This is a genomic window from Phormidesmis priestleyi BC1401 (assembly GCF_001650195.1).
GTDB classification, from domain to species: Bacteria; Cyanobacteriota; Cyanobacteriia; order Leptolyngbyales; family Leptolyngbyaceae; genus Phormidesmis_A; species Phormidesmis_A priestleyi_B.
Window position 1 is genome coordinate 1 of record NZ_LXYR01000055.1, and the last position, 21,091, is coordinate 21,091.

Genomic DNA, 21,091 nt, shown 5'->3' on the forward strand with positions numbered 1-21,091 from the left:
AGACTCTGTGGCGTGACCGCCACGCGGGAACCCCTTTTACATCCCCATGCTTAAAAGACAGGGGCTTTAAGGGTTCCCCAGCCCTCCATTCCGGTAAATCTTCTCTTCCCTCTATTTTCTTGCAACTCCATCTTCGCGAGCAGCTTTTTGGACGGCAGCCGAAACGACAGATGCAACCCGATCGTCAAACACTGACGGCACGATATTTTCTCGGTTTAGATCACTCTCTGATACCAGAGACGCGATCGCTAACGCAGCTTGCAAATACATATTCGTCGTAAAGTGAGCCGCACGACAGTCTAACGCTCCGCGAAATACTCCAGGAAACGCTAAAACGTTATTGATTTGATTGGGATAGTCACTGCGACCCGTTGCCATCACTGCTACGTCATCACGCACCAGTTCTGGCTGAATCTCTGGAACTGGATTTGCCATTGCAAACACGATCGGGTCTTTTGCCATCGATTTCACCATTTCAGGAGAGACTACTCCCGGCGCGCTCACGCCCAAAAACACATCTGCATCTTTCATCGCATCGGTCAGGTTGCCTTTCATCTCAATCGCAAACTCTCGCTTTTGATCCGTCAAATCAGCCCGATCGACCGAGAGAATTCCTTTAGAGTCGCACATCGAGATTTGAGTGGCTCCAGCTTTGCGAAGCAGACGCGCGATCGCGACTCCAGCCGCCCCAGCCCCGTTGATCACAATTCGCACATCGCTGATAGATTTTTTAACTAGCTTCAACGCATTCGAGAGCGCAGCCAAGGTGACGATCGCCGTTCCGTGCTGATCATCGTGAAAGATCGGAATGTTGAGTTCTTGCTGAAGGCGAGTTTCAATCTCAAAACAGCGCGGCGCGGCGATGTCTTCTAAATTAACGCCCCCAAACACAGGAGCTAACATCTTCACGGCTTCGACGATCGCATCCGTATCCTGCGTTGCCAAACAGATCGGAAATGCATCAATGCCGCCAAATTCTTTAAATAGCATCGCTTTGCCTTCCATTACGGGCATTGCGGCTTCAGGTCCGAGATTGCCTAATCCCAACACGGCGCTGCCATCGGTGACGATCGCCACCATATTTCCTTTCACCGTCAGTTCATATACGCGATCAGGATCTTCAGCGATCGCCATGCAAACCCGACCGACTCCCGGTGTATATGCCATCGCCAAATCAGATTGTCTGCTCAACGGCACCTTGCTTCGCACCGTGATTTTGCCGCCTTGATGCAGGGCAAACGTGCGATCGTCGGCGCTCAAAACTTTGACATCGGGGAGAGATTTAATCGACTGCACGATTTTGTCTGCATGATCGGTGCTGGCAGCATCGACGACCACCTCCCGCACTGACACGTCACGGGTTTGTTCAATGAGATCAATCTGCCCGATGCTGCCGCCGATCGCAGAGATTGCTTGAATTACACTTGCCAACATCCCAGGGCGGTTGGGCACCTCAACGCGGATGGTCAGACTATAACTGGAGCTGGGAGTAAGATTCGCCATAGCAGTAGAAGATTGGATTGGGGAGTCTAGATTTTAGATTGTAATGAGCCATTCAAAATCTAAAGGTTCTCCGGTGGTCATTCTTTTACAGACTACAAAAAAGCCGTCTAAGTATCTGTACTGAATGAACGAAAAGGGAGGCTTTTCTTCGACGTGTAACCCCTGACAAATGGCTGAACTTTGGCTGACTTTCAGAAGAGCGTTTAGCATGGAAAGACGATCGCGGGTTCGCCCTTAAGATAGTTGCAGACACGATCACCGATCTCTCAATCCTACCCTTCACTACTTATGCGTGACTTTCTCAAACAGACGTTCGCAACCCTACTTGGCATTTTCATTTTTTTAGGACTTAGCGTAGGAGGCTTGCTATTTCTAATTATTGCGACCGCCACAAAAGACACAGGACCGCAGGTGAAGGATAAATCAGTGTTAGTTTTTGATTTATCTCAAAATATTACTGACTCTCGACCCAATTCCAGCGCTCGCGAAGTCGTCACCGATGCTCTTTCTGGAAGTGAAACCGACACGATCAGTCTCCGCAGCGTTTTAGACACGATCGACTACGCAACTCAAGACCCTAAAATTATTGCCCTTTACCTTCACGGCAGCGATGGCAACAGTTCTTCTGGGTTTGCCACGCTTAAAGAAGTCCGTAAAGCCATGACGCGGTTTAAAGCGGCTGGAAAAAAAATCTACGCTTACGATGTTGATTGGAAAGAGCGCGAATATTATCTGGCATCGGTGGCAGACTCGATCGCGGTGAACCCGATCGGACAGCTAGAGATCAACGGTCTCAGTTCTGAAGGTATGTTTTATGCGGGGGCATTGCAGAAATTTGGGGTCGGCGTGCAGGTCACACGAGTCGGCAAATATAAATCAGCCGTCGAACCCTATTTGCTGACAAAACGCAGCCCTGCCAACAAAGAGCAAACCGAGAAACTCTTAGGCGATCTGTGGAGTGAGTTTCTCACGACGACCAGCAAAGACCGCAAAATGACCGTCCCGCAGCTTCAAAAGATTGCAGACACTCAGGGCATTTTGAACCCAGAAGAAGCGCGGAAAAGCGGCTTGACTGATAAAGTTGCCTATTCTGATGAAGTATCGGCAGAGCTAAAAACGTTGACCGGAGAAGACGAAGAGAATAAATCGTTTCGCCAAATCGCTCTCAAAACTTACGCCAAAATCGCGGACGATCGACCCAAAAAGCGCGATGCCAAAAATCAAATTGCTGTCATTTATGCCGATGGCGAAATCGTCAACGGACAGGGCACAGCGGGACAAGTCGGCGGCGATCGCTTGGCGCGACAAATCCGAGATCTGCGCCTAGATGACGAGGTGAAGGCAGTCGTGCTGCGGGTCAACAGTCCGGGCGGGAGTGCCACTGCATCTGAGATCATTCAGCGAGAACTCGTTTTAGCTCGCAAAGTCAAACCTGTTGTAGTGTCAATGGGTGACGTAGCCGCATCAGGGGGTTACTGGATTTCGACCTATGCCGATCGCATCTTTGCCGAACCGAACACGATCACAGGCTCGATCGGGGTGTTTGGGCTACAGCCCAACATCCAAAAGATCGCCAATCAAAATGGTCTGACTTGGGATGTCGTCAAAACTGGACGCTTCGCCGACAGTCAGACCATTAGCCGACCCAAAACCCCTGAAGAACTGGAACTCGTGCAGCGATCGGTCAATAAAATTTACGACCAGTTTCTCACGAAAGTTTCGGACTCTCGCAAACTCCAGAAATCGAGAGTCGCCGAGATCGCTCAAGGGCGAGTTTGGTCGGGCGCTGAGGCAAAATCGCTCGGTCTAGTCGATGAACTGGGCGGATTAGAGGATGCTGTCAAAGAAGCCGCAACCCGCGCAAAACTTGGCGACGACTGGCATTTAGAGGAATACCCCAAGAAGAGCACGCTAGAGGAAAAACTCTTGGGTCAGTTCTTAGGAGGCAGCGAAACCAAAGCAACTCCTAGCGACCCCTTTACCAGCGAGTTCAAAAAAATTCAGGCAGATCTCGAATCTCTTCGTGCCATGAACGATCCGAGAGGAGTCTATGTCCGACTGCCGTTTAATCTCCGAGTCGATTAAATTTTGAAGTCAGAAAATCTGGATCAAAAGTCGAGATTGCGAACCTAAAACTTTAGATCAGAGTTGAAACCAATCCGGTAAATGGGTAAATTAAGTTGAATCCATTTACAGTATCGTAATTTGTCATCCACCTATGGACAGAAAAAAATATCGCTCCTTACTATTAATCTTGCTGTGCAGTGCGGCGGGTGTGATTGTAGGAGGAACTGCCAGTTGGGCAGAAGGTAGTCAGTGTCTGCAAGCAAAAGTGTTGACTAACCAGTGTCTCACTCAAGAGCCGATCGTAAAAACGCTAGAAGGAATGGCAACGGGAATGATTGCAGGAATTGGCGCAGGGGCAGGAGCCGCCTGGAATGCTAAACGAAACTCCTGATCAAAAAGATACCCGTTTAGAAGTCAGCAAAATAACCGAAAGGGCGAAGCATTGATTTAAATGCTTCGCCCTTCAGTTTTCTAACGCAAATATGATTTCAAAACTAGAGGTGAAACGATCGGTCGAACCAACTCCCTACAATCACCAAACCGCAAAAGACACCAGCGAAACAGACAAAGCTTGCCCAGAGCGTTTATGAATAAGGTGAAGACTTCAAAGGCAACAGGGTATGCAAGGATCACTAAAACGCATTCTCACGGGAGCGCTATTTTTCATCACTACACTGACCGCAGCTACAGCAGGTTATATGCTCGCTGGTTGGTCACTCATGGATGCCGTTTACATGGTCGTGATCACAACCTTTGGCGTAGGCTACGGCGAAGTTCACCCGATCACGAGCACAACGCTGAGAATCTTCACGATCGGTGTGATTGTGGCAGGAACATCTTCAGTCGTTTACATGGTGGGCGGCTTCGTTCAAATGATTACAGAAGGAGAAATCAATAAAGCACTGGGAGCAAGACGAATGACACGCAGCATTGAAACGCTAGAACACCATGTGATTATCTGTGGCTTTGGTCGAATGGGACAGATTCTGGCACGGAAGATGCTAGATGCTAATATTCCCTGCGTGATTATTGATAACAATGCTGACCGCATCGCAATGGCTGAATCATCGGGTTATTTAATTCGGATCGGGAATGCCACCGATGAAGCTATTTTGCACGCGGCTGGTATCGATCGGGCTAAAGTTTTAGCGACCGTGCTGCCAGATGATGCCGCCAATGTTTTTATCACCTTAACCGCTCGCGAGCTTAACCCTAAATTAATGATCTTGGCTCGTGGTGAACTGCCTTCTACCGAGAAGAAATTGCGGTTAGCGGGCGCTAACCAAGTGGTGCTGCCTGCCGCGATTAGCGCTTTGAGAATGTCTCACATGATTACTCACCCTGCCACGATGGAGTTTTTCAGCAACGATGATGGTCGCAGTCGTCTGAATGAACTGCTGTCACAAGTCGATATTCAAGTCGATGAACTCACGATCGGGCACGGCTCTCCGATGGTGGGGGCAACGATCGAAGATATTGAGGTGCGGGGTAAAGGAACCTTTATTGTTGTGGCGTTACGCAGACTGGACGGCGCTACCATTACCCACCCAAGTCAAGCGTTAATTCTCAGCGAAGGGGATGTTGTTATCGTGATGGGGCATCGCGGAGATATTCCTCAATTTGTTCGCAAGCACGTCATTCGTCGCCCGATGCGATATGCCAGCTCTCGGCTGTTTCGTCACGACAACCAATAAAACCTTTCGTGCGATAGATCACTCGTTTTGTCAGTGCCAAATAGGTAAGTAGCATAAGAGCTTGTTACACCCTAATAAAAAGCTGCGTATATGCCGAAATAAAAGACTGAGTTTGCGTATTAACACTGAAAAGCTAATGATAAAAATTATTTTTTAACTTCAAAAACGTATAAAAGAATGCGTGTAATACTTACCCTGCAAGGTTTTTAGTGAAGAGTTAGCTAAGAGATATCGCAGCTAGTGACATCAGCAACCAAACCCTGCTAGAAGTATTAGAAGCTACACAGCGCCTCAGTATAAAGCAGGTTAAGAGTGCGCTGGTTCAAGAGTTAGCTGCACTTCATTCACAGATTTATGAATACCAAACTCGCGACCAGTCTATTTATCACAGCAGCAGCCGTCACCGGAGCCTTCTCTCAAATTGCCCCAGCCGCCGCCTTATCTGCGTCTAGCTCTGTTTGGGACAAGCCTCAACCCACTGTCTACAGCAAAAGTCAAACTGGTTTTAATGATGCAACCTATCAGCAGTTTGTGCAGCAAGAACGCGTTGCCATTCCTAACAGTGGGCAGTTTCAACTCGACTCCAGCAAGCTAAAGCTGAAGTATGATTACAACGTGTCTGCTTTCTTTATCAATGAAGGCGCAGGCTACAGAAATCAGTTGGCTTTTAGCTCAACCGGGCAAACCAACACCGAGAACCTACTGTTTAAAGACATCTCTTGTGAAGGGGCTGGCTGTGTAGGTGGCTGGGGTGGCAATGCACTCAAACTGGGCGATGGCGTAAAGGTTGGTGAAATCAAAGCGGGATCTCAACTCGATTTCTTCTTGCGTGCTGACGGTCTAAATCGCGGAACAGGCGCAAACGTTTTTGGGACTCAAACGACCCAAAACGCAGATGGGCTTCAGCATTTGGTTGCTTACGGTGTTGGCAAAAAGTATCTGTTGCTGGGTTTTGAAGACCTCTATGGTGCCCAAGGTGCAACGGGCGGCAAAAACGAGAACTCCGATCGTGACTTCAACGATGCTGTTTTTGTGGTTGACATTGGGGAAAAGAATCTAAATGCGCTGATCAAGCCTGTTCCTGAGCCTTCGGTCAGTCTGTCGCTGATTGGGCTAGGTGCTGCGGGTTTGCTCTTGCGCCGCCGTCAAAGCAAAGCTAACTAGTCGATAAGATCAGTCCTAGATTAAGGTCAGTCGTGTGTAGTTTGTAGAAAATAGTCCTTAGCAAATTGCTGGGGGCTATTTTTCTATATTCAGACTTTCTCAGCTCACTTTAGATTGCTTCCTAGCAGATTGCTCAGCTTTGGAAACGTTAGAGAACAGCGCATCGTGCGGGTGTAAGCTAAGAATTCGAGAGACTTGAGGAAACCGGAATGAGCAACAATTCTGCCGCAGCGATTTCGTCGATCGGCATTGGCGGCAGCATCCGAGAACATCACTGGACTTGGAAAGATCAGTCCATCACGGGCATCTACGAAATTTTGGGAGACGGAAAGCCGATTTTGCTGCTTCCTGCTCTCAGCAGCGTGTCTAGCCGCACTGAGATGCGAGGCTTGGCACAACTGTTGGCAGAAAAATATCAGGTGATTGCGATCGACTGGGTAGGATTTGGAGAGTCTTCGCGCCCTCAAATTGCCTACACACCAGCCCTCTATGAAGCCTTTCTGCGAAACTTTGTGCAAACAGTCTTTTCTGAGCCAGTTGTGGTGGTTGCGGCAGGGCACTCAGCCGGATATGTGATGGAGTTAGCCAATCGAGCCAGGGGCAGCGCGGCGGTGCCTTGGCGCTGGGTCGTGCTGGTGTCTCCGACTTGGCGCGGACCGTTACCCACGGCAATGGGCGAACATCGTCGTCTCTATAAAGTCTTGCAAACGCTGATCAACCTACCGTTGGTGGGGCAGGTTCTTTACTTCTTGAATACCACTCGTGGGTTCTTAAAATTCATGCTCAGTCGTCATGTGTTTGCTGATCCTAAACATATCACAGACAGTCTAATGCGGCAAAAGCAGCAAACGACCCGACAGCGAGGAGCGAGATTTGCGTCTGCTGCCTTTGTGACAGGTGCTTTAGATGCAGTGAAAAAAAGAGAAGATTGGTTTAGCTGGTTTCAGCCATTGCCTGTGCCTGTGATGATGGTGATTGGAGAGCAGATGCCAGCCAAATCTCGTGCAGAGGTGGAAGTGTTAGCCCATTTTTCAGGAGTCCAGGTTCACCGGATGCCGGGTTCTTTAGGGTTACACGAAGAATATCCAGATCAGTTGGCTGCGGGAATGTTGCCGTTTTTGGAGAAGTATTGGTCGTAGATTACACAATGTTCAACTCTCCTGAAATGTTAGCAAAGACTGCCCTCACCCTAGCCCTCTCCCATCGGGAGAGGGAACCAGAACTGTCTGAAAGCCCATCTCCTTGGGAAGAAGGGTTGGGATGAGGGCAATTGCACATCTCGCTAGATTGCAAAAATAAGGGCGAATCGGGTTCGCCCTTGTCTTCTAAAAAAGCCATTCGTCCTGAGCTTCATTTTTGGTGTTTGTATTGCGCTGCGGCGTTTCGCGAGTGAACTTCATGTGAATCGATCGCATCTGCTCACCATCGGCAGCAACGGCAATGATCGGATATCGAATCACGCCATCTTGAAAGGAGAGTTGGAACCGGAACGTGCCATCGGGGTTGAGTTGGATGGGGTTGCCATCGATCGTCACTTTGGCATCGGGTTCAGTTGCGCCATAAACAATCAGTTCTGCGTCAGCAATCAACCAGAAGTTGCGTGGACGAATAGGAGGAACTGATGCCGACATCCCGATTCCTGACATCCCGATCCCCGACATCCCAATTCCCGAAACGGTTGGTAATGCGCTCATTCTGGCTCCCGGCGCGAACACAAAAGAGCTAACCGACTGCTGAGGGACCTGCTGCATTGAGCCAAACAGTGAACCCGTCACTCGTTGCTCTTCGGCGGATTGTGCTGTGTCAAAGAGTTGATCGTAGATAGGATTCACAACTGCTTCACCATCGGTTTGTCTGCTGGGTGGCACTAGCTCTAAGAAAGTTTTGCCCCGCAGGTCTTCTTGCCAGTCGATCGTTACAAATTGGTCTTCAGCCCAGTCTGATGGGTAGGTTGGAGGAATGCGAACTGGGGTCGATCGTGCCAGCATCAGCCAGCGTCCATCGGCAGTCAGATAGCCAATTTCGACGAGATAATCACGATCGCTGACGGGAATTGCCAGATACCAATCTCGCGCCATTTCATCGCAGTCAAACTGCTGCATCGTGTGGGGGCTTTGCCGATCGACCTCGATATCGGTGACATCACAAAGCCGAAGCACTAAGTTCTGCCCGCCCTGCTGTCGCGCTTCAGATTTGTGCTCATTCGAGATATCCCAGTAGGTGTAGCCCCACTGCGGATCGCGAGGCAGCAGGACAATTCGACTTTCACCATAGCCTTCTGGTAGGTCTGACAATCCTTCATCAACGGTTGCCAAGGTTTCGCTGCTGAGATCGGTTTGTCCGACATCAAACTTAGCGGCTTCGACCTCAGACTGAGCGTCATCAGCGTTCATCAACGCTGCTGCTTCTACCGCAAGGGCGGCTCCTCCGATCAGTTCAGCAGGGACGATTGGGGAACTCACATCACCCAAGCCTGAAGCAGAGGTCGCTCCGTCGAGATCAAGTTCGATCGGGTCTTCAATCGCGCTGGGAAAATCAACATCCAGGTCGTCGATCGTGTCAAATGTGGATAAAGCTTCTTCGATTTCCAAATCCTCGATCGAGGGTTCTTCTAGAGAAGTGGGAGAAACATCGAGGCTGATCTCAGGTGTAGGGTCTTCCGATCGAGCCATTCCAGCGGCTCCTGCGGCTAAGACGGCACCACTTGCTAAGGCTGCACCTGCGATCGCAGTAGAGTCATCGGCACTGATGGGTGACTCAACAACAGGGACGGTTAATTCGGTGGGCTGAATCGTTCCAGAGGTGAGAGAAGGTTCTTCAGGGCTAGAGATGTCTGAAGAATCTGTGCGATCTGCCAAAGCTGCGGCTCCTGCTCCGGCGGCTAGTGCGGCATCTCCAAGATTAGGAGTAGAGCCAGTCGTCTCAATCGTAGGGTCAGCAACAGGGGCAGGTTGTCCTGACGCGGCACGATCGGAGCTAACCACCGATTCGGCTCTAGAAGCAAGGTTAGGATTCTCAACCCAAGGATCTGTAAGATCGTTAGCTGGTGGAATGGGAGCCGTTTCTGGCGGAGTCGGTTGAAGAGGAGCGACTGGCTCGATCGAGCGTCCTGCATCTTCTTCAGAAGTCTCTCGACGACTGTTTAACCACAGCAAAAACAGCCCTAGCAAGCCCAGCGGAAGTAGCCACAAGAGCCAAGGTAGAATGCCTCCATCATCTTGGGCGGGTCTGGCGGCGATCGTAGTCGGGGCAGTCGAGGCAGACGCGGCTCCACTCGGAGATACTGCTACCGTTGAGGAGGCTACTCCATCTGGAGAAGCGGTTGCAGCAGGAGCGGTGGTTCCGGCAGGAGTAGCATTCAGCGAAGATGCTGCCGCGCCTGCACTTCCTGCGACGAGTAGAGTCGGATCAACTTGGGCAGATTGAATCGCCTGCTGCACGGTTGGCGCAGAAGCATAGCCTAAAAAGGCAGCGATCGCCGGACTCGGATTCGTGCCTTTATAGACATAGACCAACGGCTGCGAGAAGGGATATCTAGGATCAGTCGGAAGCCTATTGTGCATCAGCAGCACCTTCAGCCCAGATGCTTTGCGAGCTTGGTTGGCGATCGTGTAGCCAATTCCATCGGCTCCGAGTTGAGAAATCAGTGATGCCGTGCTGTCTTCAGAGAGCCGCGTGGTCGTTGCGCCCGATGTAAAAGGAGCCGTTTTAAAGACTGGATAGTTGCTGAGAGCCTGACGAGTATCACTGATTTCGGGGCGATCGAGCACCCGAATTTTGCCAGAAGAACCGCCAATCTGTGACCAGTCGGTAATCTCTCCTCGAAAAATCTTGGCAAACTGCTGATCTGTGATGCTGCCGTTAAAAGGATTGTTAGACCCAACCACGATCGCGATTTTCTCTCGTGATAGAGGAACGGCAACCAAGCCCTGAGCTTTTTCTTGAGGAGTGAGGACGCGCCCGATCGCTGCGATGTCTGCTTTTCCATCTAAGACGGCTTGCAGTGCAGATGGAGTGCCGCCATAGCCGACGGTAACGCTCGTCCCTGGAAACTGTGCCTCAAATCGCTGTTTTAGCGCCTGATTAGCCGATGCCATGCTGCTTGAACCATCAATCCGAACGGTGGTTCCGGTGGGGACGGCGGTTGGAAGCGGAAAAGCCGTCGGGCTGCTAGCGGCGGCTTGCGCCAACACGATAGGGGCGGAGATGGCGAAGGGTTGAGATGCCGCTACGATCGCGGCTAACAGCGCCATGATGATGGAATTGTCTTTTTTTTCAAGCATTGGGCTTTCAGCAACTCACACAGTTCAGGTTGAAATTCATTTTGACAAAAGACGTGCCAATTATATAGCCTTCCTCTCAAATTTCAGCTTGAGTAGAGTAATTGCTTGGGGGATATCTGAGAAGCGATCGTTTCAGTTGACCGCCTTGAGGTAGAGAAGACAGCAAGTGGATCTCAGACGATTGAGGCTCAGAAGTTGGAGGTTAGAGCAAAAAGCTCGAAGTTCCGAGTTCTGAGCTTTATTTTTTGAGTAAAAAGGTTGAAGTTCCGAGTTCGGAAGGTGTAGCTTCGAGTTTGGAGGGTGAAGTTTTAAGCAAACAGGTCAAATTTTCGAGTTCTGGGGTCGAAGTTCCGAGTTCTGAGGTCGAAGTTCCGAGTTCTGAGGTCGAAGTTCCGAGGTTTGAAGGTGAAGGAGGGAGAATTAAGTGGGAATACTGACGATCGAGCTTTAGCTTTGCCTGGTCTAAACGCTGTCTCCGAGGAAATTACTATGAGTGCTTTTGAAACTTACATTCGAGATCTACAGGAAATTAGGGCAACCGGAGCAGCCGTTAAGGAGACTTCCTATTATGGGGCGTTAGAGAAGCTGTTGAATGAGTTGGGCAAGACGCTGAAGCCGAAGGTGCGCTGTGTGATGCAGTTGAAGAATATCGGCGGGGCGGGAATGCCGGATGGAGGTTTGTTTACTGCTAGTCAGTTTCAGAAAAAGACAGGGGATACGCCAGCGAATCCTACGAACCCGGAGCGGGGTGTAATTGAGATTAAGGGAACCGGGGATAATGCCTGGGTGACGGCTCAGACTCAGCAGGTTTCTAAGTATTGGAATAAGTATCGTCAGGTGTTGGTGACGAACTATCGAGATTTTGTGCTGATTGGGCAAGATGCAAGTGGACAGCCTGCAACGCTGGAAACCTACCGCCTCGCTAAAAATGAGGCGGAATTTTGGCAGAAGGCAAAGAACCCTAAGCAATTTGCCGAGGAGCAAGAGGAGCAAGTCACTGAATATCTAAAGCGGGTGATGCTTCAGTCTGCCAGCATTGCCAGCCCGCAAGATCTGGCGTGGTTTTTGGCTTCTTATGCAAAGGATGCGAAGGCACGAGTTGAGAAGACAGATTTGCCTGCATTAGAGACGCTAAAAAAGGCGTTAGAAGAGGCGTTAGGGATTGCGTTTACGGGCGATAAGAAAGACCCGAAGAAGGGAGAACGATTTTTTAAGTCAACGCTGATTCAAACGCTGTTTTATGGCATTTTTTCGGCGTGGGTGTTGTGGCACAAGCAGCAAGAACAAGGGCGGTTTGATTGGCGGGTGGCGGGTTATTATCTGCACGTTCCGATGATTAAGGCGTTGTTTGAGAAGGTAGCGACTGCAACCCATGTTCGCAAGCTGGATTTAGAAGAGGTGTTGAATTGGACGGGGGAGGCGTTGAACCGAGTCGATCGCACGGCGTTTTTCTCTAAGTTTGATGAGGGGCAAGCCGTTCAATATTTCTATGAGCCGTTTTTGGAGGCGTTTGATCCAACGTTACGCAAGGAATTGGGGGTTTGGTACACGCCACCGGAGATTGTGCAGTACATGGTGGCGCGGGTGGACACAGTGTTGCGCGAAGAGTTGCAGATCGAAGATGGGTTAGCTGACCCGAACGTGTATATTCTTGACCCTTGCTGTGGAACGGGCGCGTTTTTGGTGGAAGTGCTGAAGCGAATTGAAGCCAATTTGCAAGATAAAGGGATGGGTGCGCTGGTCGGTTCGCAACTGAAGGAAGCCGCGATGAAGCGGGTGTTTGGGTTTGAGATTTTGACGGCTCCGTTTGTAGTGGCGCATTTGCAGTTGGGGTTGCTGTTGCAAAATTTGGGGGTGCCGTTGAGTGATGAAGAGGAACGGGTGGGGGTGTATTTAACGAATGCGCTGACGGGATGGAAACCACTCGACCCTGAGAAAGAAAAGTTTGTGCAGTTGCAACTAGCAGCACTGCCGGAACTGCAAGAAGAACGGGATGCGGCGGAAAAAATCAAGCGATCGAAGAAGGTTTTGGTGGTGTTGGGCAATCCGCCTTACAACAGTTTTGCAGGGATGGCAGTAGACGAAGAACGCGATTTGTCGAATGTGTATCGCACGACTAAGAAAGCGCCTAAGCCTCAAGGTCAGGGGTTGAATGATCTCTACACGCGGTTTTTTCGCATGGCAGAACGGCAAATTGTAGAGGAAGCGGGTAAAGGAGTTGTTTGCTTTGTCTCGAACTATTCTTATCTGGATGGGCTGTCGTTTACAGGAATGCGTGAACGATATCTAGAAGTCTTTGATGATATCTGGATTGATTGTTTGAATGGCGATAAGTTTGCAACTGGAAAAGTCACGCCTACTGGAAAGTCTGACCCAAGTATCTTTTCAACAGAATGGAACAAAGAAGGTATTCAAGTTGGGACTGCGATCGCTCTCCTACTTCGCAAGGAAAATCATCAACCCACTGATAGTGTGAAGTATCGCGATCTCTGGGGCGTAACAAAGTGGCAGCAACTTGTCGAGTCTCAAGATCAAGACAATGAGAGTTTATATGAAGTGGTGAAACCTGCGATCGCGCTCGGTCTACCTCTCAAGCCAAGAAAGTTTGATATTGGCTATCCTGACTATCCACTTTTAACAGAACTCTTTTCTACATTTTTTCCAGGTGTTCAAACAAAGCGTGATGAACTTGTAGTAGATATTAATAAAACGGCGCTAATAAATCGAATAGAGAAATACTTTGATTCCTCTATTAGTGATATAGAAATGGCTAAAATTTGTTCTCGTGCCGTTGAAAGTACAGCGCAGTTTGATGCCCCAAAAGCACGAAAGTATCTGCTGTCTAGAGGCTTTTTGCCTCAGTACATAGTTCATCATTGCTATCGTCCTTTTGATTTACGTTGGTTATATTGGGAACCTGAAGCAGGTCTTTTAGGTAGACGAGTACCTGAATACTTTCCACAAGTTTTTGATGGTAATGTTTGGATAGTTGCTCAACATAAGCCTAGACGGGAATGGTCAAAGCCACAAGTAATCAGGAGTATTGGTTGTATAGATTTAATGGATCGTGGTGCAAGTTGTATCCCTTTATTTCTCAAACCCGAAGAAGGAAAACTTGACCTGTTCTCAAACAACGATCGCAAACTCGAAAATGGCTTAAATCTAAATCTTTCTGATAAAGCAGTCGAGTATTTAAAAGTAATTGGCACGATCGCAGATGCAGAACATCTTTTTTATCACGTTCTTGCAATTCTTCATGCACCCAATTATGCAAGTGAAAATGACGGAGCCTTACGCCAAGACTGGGCGCGAATTCCTCTACCTGACAACCGCGAAACTCTAATCGCCTCTGCCACTCTCGGTCGTCAAATTGCCACACTTCTCGATCCAGAAACCCCCGTTTCCGGTGTCACATCTGGCAAACTTCGTCCCGAAATAAAAACCATTGCCGTTGTCTCCCGTGTGGGCACTGGCAACCTTGACCCCAACACCGACTTTGCCCTCACCGCAGGCTGGGGTCATGCAGGGCAAAACAACGTCACCATGCCCGGAAGAGGAAAAGTCAGCGATCGACCCTACACACCTGAAGAACAAACCGCCCTCACCCCAAACCCCTCTCCCAAGGCAGGAGAAGGGCTTTTAGGAGCAGCGACCCGTGACATTTACCTCAACGACATCGCCTATTGGAAAAACATCCCCGATCGCGTCTGGAGTTATACGATCGGCGGTTATCAGGTCATCAAAAAATGGCTGAGTTATCGAGAGCAAGAATTATTAGGGCGATCGCTCAAACAAGAAGAAGTCATTGAAGTCACCCAAATGGCACGACGCATTACAGCTATCTTGCTACTAGAACCTGAATTAGATGCAAACTACCAAGCAGTGAAACAATCAACCTATCCCTGGTCAGCCCAAAAGTAATCAATTATGGAGGAAATACGATGTCTGAAAATACATTAAACACAAGCCAGCTTAAAGAACTGATCAAAACAGCGATCGTTGAGATCTTGCAAGAACAGAAAGAAGTCTTTACGGACATTATTGTTGAAGCAATGGAAGATATCGCCTTGGCAGAAGCAATTGAGGAAGGCGAAACCACTGAACCTGTCAGTCGAGAAGCCATCTTCAAAATCTTAAGTCAGCAGCCATGAACGTTGAATTCAGAAAAAGTTTTGAAAAAGATCTCAGTAAAATTAGAGATGCGGAGCTATTGAAAAGAATTCAAGCAGTGATCGAAGAAGTTGAATCTGTTAATAATTGGACAGACTTAATTAATGTCAAAAAACTAAAAGCACCGGGAGATTACTACCGCATTAGAGTAAGCGACTACCGAATTGGGCTTTCTGTAAGTGAGGACACTGTAGTTTTCGTTCGTGTACTGCATCGAAAAGAGATCTATCGTTACTTCCCGTAATGGAGAAAAGCAAGATGAAATGGCGCGTAGTCCTTGAGCATGATCCAGAAACAGAAGATTGGGCAGTCTGGTGTCCAGAATTACCGGGTTGCACCTCAGCAGGAGAAACCCAGCAAGGAGCCTTAGACAATATCCGTGAAGCGATCGCACTGTATCTCGACCCTGAACCGCTTGAATTATCCGAAGGCGCAATTATCGAACTAAAGCTTCTAGACTGCCAGTAGGTCGAATGCAGGAGAATCTGCTAAAGGTGAGATTTACTGAGCAACGCATTAAACGCTAAATTATTCAGATATGCTTATTACCGTGTGCCCGATCGTGCCTCCACTCCCACGAATCCCATTGATACTATTATGCGAATCGCTCACGATATCACTCAACTGATCGGGCATACGCCTCTCGTGCAACTGAATCGAATTCCTCAAGCCGAGGGATGTGTTGCCAGAATCGTTGTCAAACTAGAAGGGATGAATCCCGCCTCGTCGGTTAAAGATCGCATTGGCATCAGCATGATTCAACACGCTGAGACCACAGGTTGGATTCACCCCGGCAAAACCCTCTTAGTCGAACCCACGTCTGGCAACACCGGAATTGCCCTCGCGATGGTCGCCGCCGCAAAAGGCTATCGTCTGCTGCTCACCATGCCAGACACCATGAGCACAGAGCGCCGTGCCATGCTTAAGGGCTATGGTGCTCAACTAGAATTGACTCCAGGCACATTGGGCATGAAAGGCGCGATCGCCCGTGCCGAAGAAATTGCGTCAACCACTCCTAACGCATTCATGCTGCAACAGTTTAAAAATCCGGCAAACCCTCAAGCGCATCGTGAAACTACGGCAGAAGAAATCTGGGCAGACACCGATGGGCAGATTGATTTCTTAGTGGCAGCAGTTGGCACAGGCGGCACCATTACAGGCGTTGCAGAGGTGATTAAAGCGCGCAAGCCTGAGTTTAAAGCGATCGCCGTCGAACCTAAAACTAGCCCTGTTTTATCAGGGGGGCAACCTGGCGCTCACAAAATTCAGGGCATCGGGGCGGGATTTGTGCCCAATATCATGCGACTAGATCTGGTGGACGAAGTGATTCAAGTGACGGATGAAGAGTCGATCGCCTATGGTCGTCGCCTCGCAAGAGAAGAAGGGCTATTGTCGGGCATTTCTACTGGAGCAAACTTAGCCGCCGCGATTCAAATCGCCCAGCGTCCTGAAAATGCAGGCAAACTGATTGTGATGATTCAACCAAGCTTTGGTGAGCGCTATTTGAGTACAGCTTTATTCCAAGATTCCTAAGAAAAGAGGGCGTTGCTGAATAAAACTGCGCTAGAACCCTGACCCTTTCCTGCGGGAAAGGAGAGTTAGAAATCTTGTTCCCTCTCCTTGGGGAGAGGGCTAGGGTGAGGATCAGTTCGTTGGTTCACACCCAAACTCAGCAACGCCGAAAAGAGGATTGTCTATCAGGTATCAGCCGCACACCGTCCTGAAACCCCAATAATTCTCCTGATTCGATCGCGGTTCAAGCTTCATTATCGGTGAGCGGTATAGTGGCAATGATAGCGACCCGATCGCTCGGTTTCGTCAATTCTTGAAAATCGACAGTGACATCTTGATCGATCAGATGAGCCGCTGCAAAGGGGGCTTGCCGAACGATATAGCAAAGCTTTGTCGAGCAATGAGCAAAGAAATAGTCTCCGTCTGACAGCAAATAGTTAAAAACGCCTTGTTGGGCGATCGTGTGAGTAATCGTTCTCAGCACTGGATATAAATTCTCTAGGGCAGGTTTCCCGTCCGGAAATGCGGCTCGCAGGGTATTCAAAATCAGGCAAAATGCCTTCTCACTATCGGTTTGACCCACGGCTTGATAAAATTCGACTGGTTGGGGATCAAAGTTGGCGAGATTGCCGTTGTGAGCAAATACCCAATATCGTCCCCAAAGCTCTCGCTGGAATGGATGGCAATTTTCTAGAGCAATTTCGCCCTGAGTTGCTTTGCGGATGTGAGCAATCACATGGGTTGAATGAATCGGGTAGCGACGGACGACCTCGGCGATCGGAGACGCGATCGATGGCTTGACATCGAGAAAGGTTCGGCATCCCAACCCTTCAAAAAACGCAATCCCCCAACCGTCGCGATGCTCATCGGTTTTGCCGCCTCGTGCCGAAAACCCTTCAAACGAAAAGCAAATATCTGTGGGAACATTGCAGTTCATTCCTAGCAGTTGACACATGAAAGATTCCTCTAGTTAATCGCTCACCCACGTAAGCAAAAGTTTTTGTGAATACTAAAAATCAAACCTCGTAACATTAAAGATGACCCAAACAAACCCTTTTAGCTTCTCCTCATATATTTTTTTACTAATCACAAAAATTATTCAACTGCGACAGAGTGTACAAAAGTTTCAAGGCGTAGCCATGAATACAAAAAGGTTTATTTAAGTCTTGTCCGCGACAACAGTCCAGAGTAGTGTAATCAATGATTCACAGCGTAAACTCTGCAAACTCCCCGCTCGGTTCTGCTTGCGGGATTTTGCTCACTGGACTTAGCTGGAAGTCTGAACGCTGCAAAAGCTGACTGAGAGACAATTGCGGATTCTGATGCAGAATGTTCAGCACGCTCATAAAGTCTCGCACGATCTCACCCGGAGTCAATAATTTATCTGCCCCAACTCGATCGCTAATCACGCGCAAAAACTCCTCCATCTCCTGAAATGAAAGCGGGTTGCTGTCGTCATAGTGATGTTGGTGCATCTCGGCTAATCGTTGCAGCAATTGCAAGATCTCAGCCTGACTCAACGGCTCTAAGCGGATGACCGGAGCGATCGTATCCACCATGCCACTCTGACTCACTAACGCACTCTGAGCCGTGCGCCGTTGCCATGCCGGATCGCTATAAAGCCCTCGTCGCGGGTCTTCTAAAAACTGCGGAGTTCCTCCAATCACGATCCCCAAGTGCGATACTCTGCCCTGCATGACGTCGTTAAACATTGCCAGCAGTTTGTCGTAGTTATTTTGACGAGACACCGTCGTTGAGATTTTCAACAGGTGAATCACCTCATCTAGCACAATAATCAGCCCTTTATAGCCAATGTCTGCTACAAATCGAGCCAACAGCTTGATGTAGTCATACCAGGTGTCATCGTCAATGATTACCCGCACTCCCAGCGCCGCTTTCGCTTCTGTCTTGGTCGAAAACTCTCCTCGCAGCCAGCGCAACGCCGACTCTTTTTTCAAATCGTTATCGGTGCGATAGCCCGACCAATAGGCAATGATCACATTCGCAAACTCAAACCCATTCACCAAATCTGCGACATCCTGCGTGACTTCCCGAATCTTGGCTTCTACGTGAGTGTCAAACCCGTCATCATTGGGCTTCAAACCCGTCTCTTGTGCCACCTGAGTCTGGATTCCAGCAATCCACCGTTCTAAAATCGTCGTCAGCGCCCCTCCATCAGGTCGGCTCTTGGTCGTCAGGTTGTGCATCAGCTCGCGATAGGTTGCAATGCTAGAACCATTCGTTCCGGCAAGGCGACGATCGGGCGTGATATCGGCATCTGCTACCACAAATCCCTGCTCGATCGCGTGGCTCCGCAGCAGTTGCAGCATAAAGCTTTTTCCAGCCCCATAGCGTCCGATCACCAGCCGAAATGTCGCACCGCCCGCCGCAATGTTTTCTAAATCTTGCCGCAGCGTCGCCACTTCTTTTTCTCTGCCCACAGCAATGTGATCTAACCCTAAGCGGGGAACAACTCCTGCCCCTAATGCGTTGATTAAAGCAGTAGAGACTCGCTTAGAGAGTTTAGACGGTGCCATAGAGTTCTGTGTGAAGTGAATCGCAATCAGCGTATCACTCCTGATGAGGAACGATCGCTTTACAGCCTTCAGCCTCTAATTTCAATCAGCGAAAACGTCTCAGTGTGTCCACCTTTGCTTTGATAACAACAGATAAAGGATAGCGCTAGTTTACACAAGCTTTAAAGACTACTTACATTCACTGATGTTTAGATTAGATTTGTCTAGGGAAATGAAAACGTAGAAGTCTTCGACAGTTGAGCGGCTGTTCTACATTACTGATGAACTCTTTAAAAGGCACCCTGCATGAATACTTCGCCCTCACCCTAGCCCTCTCCCCAAGGAGAGGGAACAAGAGGTTCTAGCTCCCTTCTCCCTGGGGAGAAGGGTTGGGGATGAGGGCGAAGTATTCACGCAGGAGTTCTAAAGATAGAAACATAATTCACATACAGCATTTACTTCACTTAAGTGTATTTAGAAAGAACCTCCGCCAAAACTCGTAGATTAGAGCAATTCATCCGGGAAATCCATTAACTCTGAGTAGTAATAGTTAAGTAGTTCCTAGCAAAATACTGAGAATTGCACAGAGGTTCTCCTCTGCCTAGAACGCCAGACAACTTTCGGGAAAGGTGTTTATGCACTTCTCATAAAGTTTCTCTCAGTTCAACCATTCGACTTCTGTTCTCAAACTTATACGCTCCGCTTTTTTGTTCCTGAATATATTGATCGTTATTCTGTTGGGATCGGCTTATGCCTCAGAAATTTATAACCAGACTTATCACCCTAAGTGCGATCGCTGCAACGCTCTCTATCTCGTCTTCTGTGAGTGCCGCAACGGTCTACCAGATTGATGACGGCGAAAGTAACGCGGCAGTGGGGCTAAGTGATTCCAACTGCACTCTGACTTCCCCGCCGATCCCGCAGGCGAATCCTCCCCGCGTCTTTGGTGATTTGATGTGGTTAAACTCTTTTGATACGAAAACCGGGGGCGAGTTTATTGACTCGATCGACATAGTTTGGGGAGCAACCGTCACCAATCTCTGCACGAAGACTGTGCTGCCCCAGAGCGGACTCTCGAACGAACCCGCAAAAATCTTTTTGTATACCGATACCAATCAAGACGGTCAGCTAGAGCTTTTGGCTGAAGAAGACACGATCGTGCGACCTCCTGACCCAAAACGCCCAGATGTGTTTTCTAGAATCGTCTTCAAGCAGCGTCAGCAAGTCAGTGGAACGTTCTTTATAGCGGCTCTGTTCCCCAACCAGAAAGAAGGACAATATCCGGCGGCTCTCGATGTCCCCGACTCTACAGATACACAGCCTAGAGATGGGCAATCGTGGATAGCCTACAGCGTAAAGCCTGAGTCTCTAACTGTGAACCCACTGCCAAAGTATTCTCCTGGTGTTCCTGGTACGAACTACAATAACGACGGCTACTATGCCTACACCAAAGGTTATTGGCTGCTACGTGCCAATGGGAGCGGAACACCTCCCAAGAGGGTTCCAGAGCCAGCGTCAGCGGTGAGTTTGGTCGCGATCGCCACTTTAAGCGTCGGAACTCTGCTCAAACGGAAACCCAAACCCTAAATCTCTCTCATAGCGGACTCGATCGCCCGATCTCACCCGCTATGATGTTGATCATTCAATGGGTCTGCGAACTTTCACGCAGAAACGCAAAAATGCTAGTGATGGTTGTGGTCATCAATCTGCTACTCGCGCTGTTCTGCTTTTATCTAGCCTGGAAGGTGTGGCAGTTTCGACGTGCGATCGCGAACGCAGCCGATGCCCTGGTGATTGCCGAGAAAAATACTCATAAGGTGCTGCATGGTGCCCCCAGCGCGATTCTCAAAGGGCAGATTGGCACAAGTCAACTTCGTCAGCGCTATCAGCAGCTAGAACCCCAATATCAGAAAGTTAGACAAGCACTAGCGCTTCTAAGCATTGGGCAGACCGTTTGGAACCAGCGCATCCGATTTCTCTCAGCGTCTCCTCAGCGATCGCCGCAAAGCAAATCGAGACGATAAGTCTGCCAAACTGCAAACCTTGACCTTTTACCCAGAAATTTCCTTCAGCAAAGTTCTCGGTTCCGAATCTTGAGATACTTTAGAAACAGACGAGTCAGCGACTCTGCCTGAGAATAAACCTTTGAAATCTGTCCTATGGCTTGGGAAGGTTGAGTAAG

16 protein-coding genes are annotated in these 21,091 nt (G+C 49.1%); 12 read left to right on the forward strand and 4 right to left on the reverse strand.

Annotated features, from left to right (window positions below; translation table 11 throughout):
- Nucleotides 1-111: 111 nt before the first annotated feature.
- Nucleotides 112-1,503: a malic enzyme-like NAD(P)-binding protein gene (locus A8707_RS20945; RefSeq protein ID WP_068819146.1), complete on the reverse strand. Its 1,392-nt coding sequence runs from the start codon at nucleotides 1,501-1,503 to the stop codon at nucleotides 112-114.
- A 288-nt stretch (nucleotides 1,504-1,791) separates the two neighbouring features.
- Between A8707_RS20945 and sppA the strand changes: the two genes are divergently transcribed.
- From sppA to A8707_RS20970, 5 genes are all read left to right on the forward strand, one after another.
- Nucleotides 1,792-3,588 carry a signal peptide peptidase SppA gene (gene sppA, locus A8707_RS20950; RefSeq protein ID WP_068819147.1) on the forward strand — a complete coding sequence of 599 codons (1,797 nt, stop codon included), beginning with the start codon at nucleotides 1,792-1,794 and terminating at the stop codon, nucleotides 3,586-3,588.
- 133 nt (nucleotides 3,589-3,721) lie between these two features.
- Nucleotides 3,722-3,961: a hypothetical protein gene (locus A8707_RS20955; RefSeq protein ID WP_068819148.1), complete on the forward strand. Its 240-nt coding sequence runs from the start codon at nucleotides 3,722-3,724 to the stop codon at nucleotides 3,959-3,961.
- A 229-nt stretch (nucleotides 3,962-4,190) separates the two neighbouring features.
- A complete protein-coding gene (locus tag A8707_RS20960) occupies nucleotides 4,191-5,264 on the forward strand; it encodes a potassium channel family protein (protein ID WP_068819149.1) in 1,074 nt (357 codons plus the stop codon).
- Between the two features lie 354 nt (nucleotides 5,265-5,618).
- Nucleotides 5,619-6,428: a DUF4114 domain-containing protein gene (locus tag A8707_RS20965; RefSeq protein WP_068819150.1), complete on the forward strand. Its 810-nt coding sequence runs from the start codon at nucleotides 5,619-5,621 to the stop codon at nucleotides 6,426-6,428.
- Between the two features lie 209 nt (nucleotides 6,429-6,637).
- Complete coding sequence (locus A8707_RS20970; protein WP_068819151.1) at nucleotides 6,638-7,567, forward strand: alpha/beta fold hydrolase; 930 nt, start codon at nucleotides 6,638-6,640, stop codon at nucleotides 7,565-7,567.
- 186 nt (nucleotides 7,568-7,753) lie between these two features.
- On the opposite strand, the gene A8707_RS30495 is transcribed toward A8707_RS20970, so the two are convergent.
- On the reverse strand, nucleotides 7,754-10,711 hold the full coding sequence (locus A8707_RS30495) for a DUF4912 domain-containing protein (RefSeq protein ID WP_068819152.1): 2,958 nt from the start codon (nucleotides 10,709-10,711) through the stop codon (nucleotides 7,754-7,756).
- Nucleotides 10,712-11,200: 489 nt separating this feature from the next.
- On the opposite strand from A8707_RS30495, the gene A8707_RS20980 reads away from it, so the two are divergent.
- The 5 genes from A8707_RS20980 to cysK all read left to right on the forward strand — a co-directional run bounded on the left by A8707_RS20980 (nucleotide 11,201) and on the right by cysK (nucleotide 16,414).
- Nucleotides 11,201-14,632 carry a type ISP restriction/modification enzyme gene (locus A8707_RS20980; RefSeq protein WP_068819153.1) on the forward strand — a complete coding sequence of 1,144 codons (3,432 nt, stop codon included), beginning with the start codon at nucleotides 11,201-11,203 and terminating at the stop codon, nucleotides 14,630-14,632.
- 20 nt (nucleotides 14,633-14,652) lie between these two features.
- On the forward strand, nucleotides 14,653-14,862 hold the full coding sequence (locus A8707_RS20985; protein ID WP_068819154.1) for a hypothetical protein: 210 nt from the start codon (nucleotides 14,653-14,655) through the stop codon (nucleotides 14,860-14,862).
- Nucleotides 14,859-15,125: a type II toxin-antitoxin system RelE family toxin gene (locus A8707_RS20990; RefSeq protein WP_068819155.1), complete on the forward strand. Its 267-nt coding sequence runs from the start codon at nucleotides 14,859-14,861 to the stop codon at nucleotides 15,123-15,125. The genes A8707_RS20985 and A8707_RS20990 overlap by 4 nt, the downstream gene beginning before the upstream one ends.
- Nucleotides 15,126-15,139: 14 nt before the next feature.
- On the forward strand, nucleotides 15,140-15,349 hold the full coding sequence (locus A8707_RS20995) for a type II toxin-antitoxin system HicB family antitoxin (protein ID WP_068819165.1): 210 nt from the start codon (nucleotides 15,140-15,142) through the stop codon (nucleotides 15,347-15,349).
- Between the two features lie 129 nt (nucleotides 15,350-15,478).
- Nucleotides 15,479-16,414, forward strand: coding sequence for a cysteine synthase A (gene cysK, locus A8707_RS21000; protein ID WP_068819166.1), 936 nt, complete (start codon nucleotides 15,479-15,481; stop codon nucleotides 16,412-16,414).
- A 223-nt stretch (nucleotides 16,415-16,637) separates the two neighbouring features.
- Here cysK and A8707_RS21005 read toward each other — a convergent pair whose 3' ends face one another.
- Together A8707_RS21005 and A8707_RS21010 are read right to left on the reverse strand one after the other, a co-directional pair.
- Complete coding sequence (locus A8707_RS21005; RefSeq protein ID WP_068819156.1) at nucleotides 16,638-17,348, reverse strand: class II glutamine amidotransferase; 711 nt, start codon at nucleotides 17,346-17,348, stop codon at nucleotides 16,638-16,640.
- Nucleotides 17,349-17,598: 250 nt separating this feature from the next.
- Complete coding sequence (locus A8707_RS21010; protein WP_068819157.1) at nucleotides 17,599-18,930, reverse strand: ATP-binding protein; 1,332 nt, start codon at nucleotides 18,928-18,930, stop codon at nucleotides 17,599-17,601.
- Nucleotides 18,931-19,659: 729 nt separating this feature from the next.
- Here A8707_RS21010 and A8707_RS21015 point away from each other — a divergent pair.
- Both A8707_RS21015 and A8707_RS21020 read left to right on the forward strand, forming a co-directional pair.
- Nucleotides 19,660-20,496 (forward strand): hypothetical protein, encoded by an 837-nt coding sequence (locus A8707_RS21015; protein WP_068819158.1) that lies wholly within the window; start codon nucleotides 19,660-19,662, stop codon nucleotides 20,494-20,496.
- A gap of 92 nt (nucleotides 20,497-20,588) precedes the next feature.
- The gene (locus A8707_RS21020; protein ID WP_068819167.1) at nucleotides 20,589-20,933 is read left to right on the forward strand and encodes a hypothetical protein; all 345 of its coding nucleotides are present in this window, start codon (nucleotides 20,589-20,591) and stop codon (nucleotides 20,931-20,933) included.
- Nucleotides 20,934-21,091: the final 158 nt, after the last annotated feature.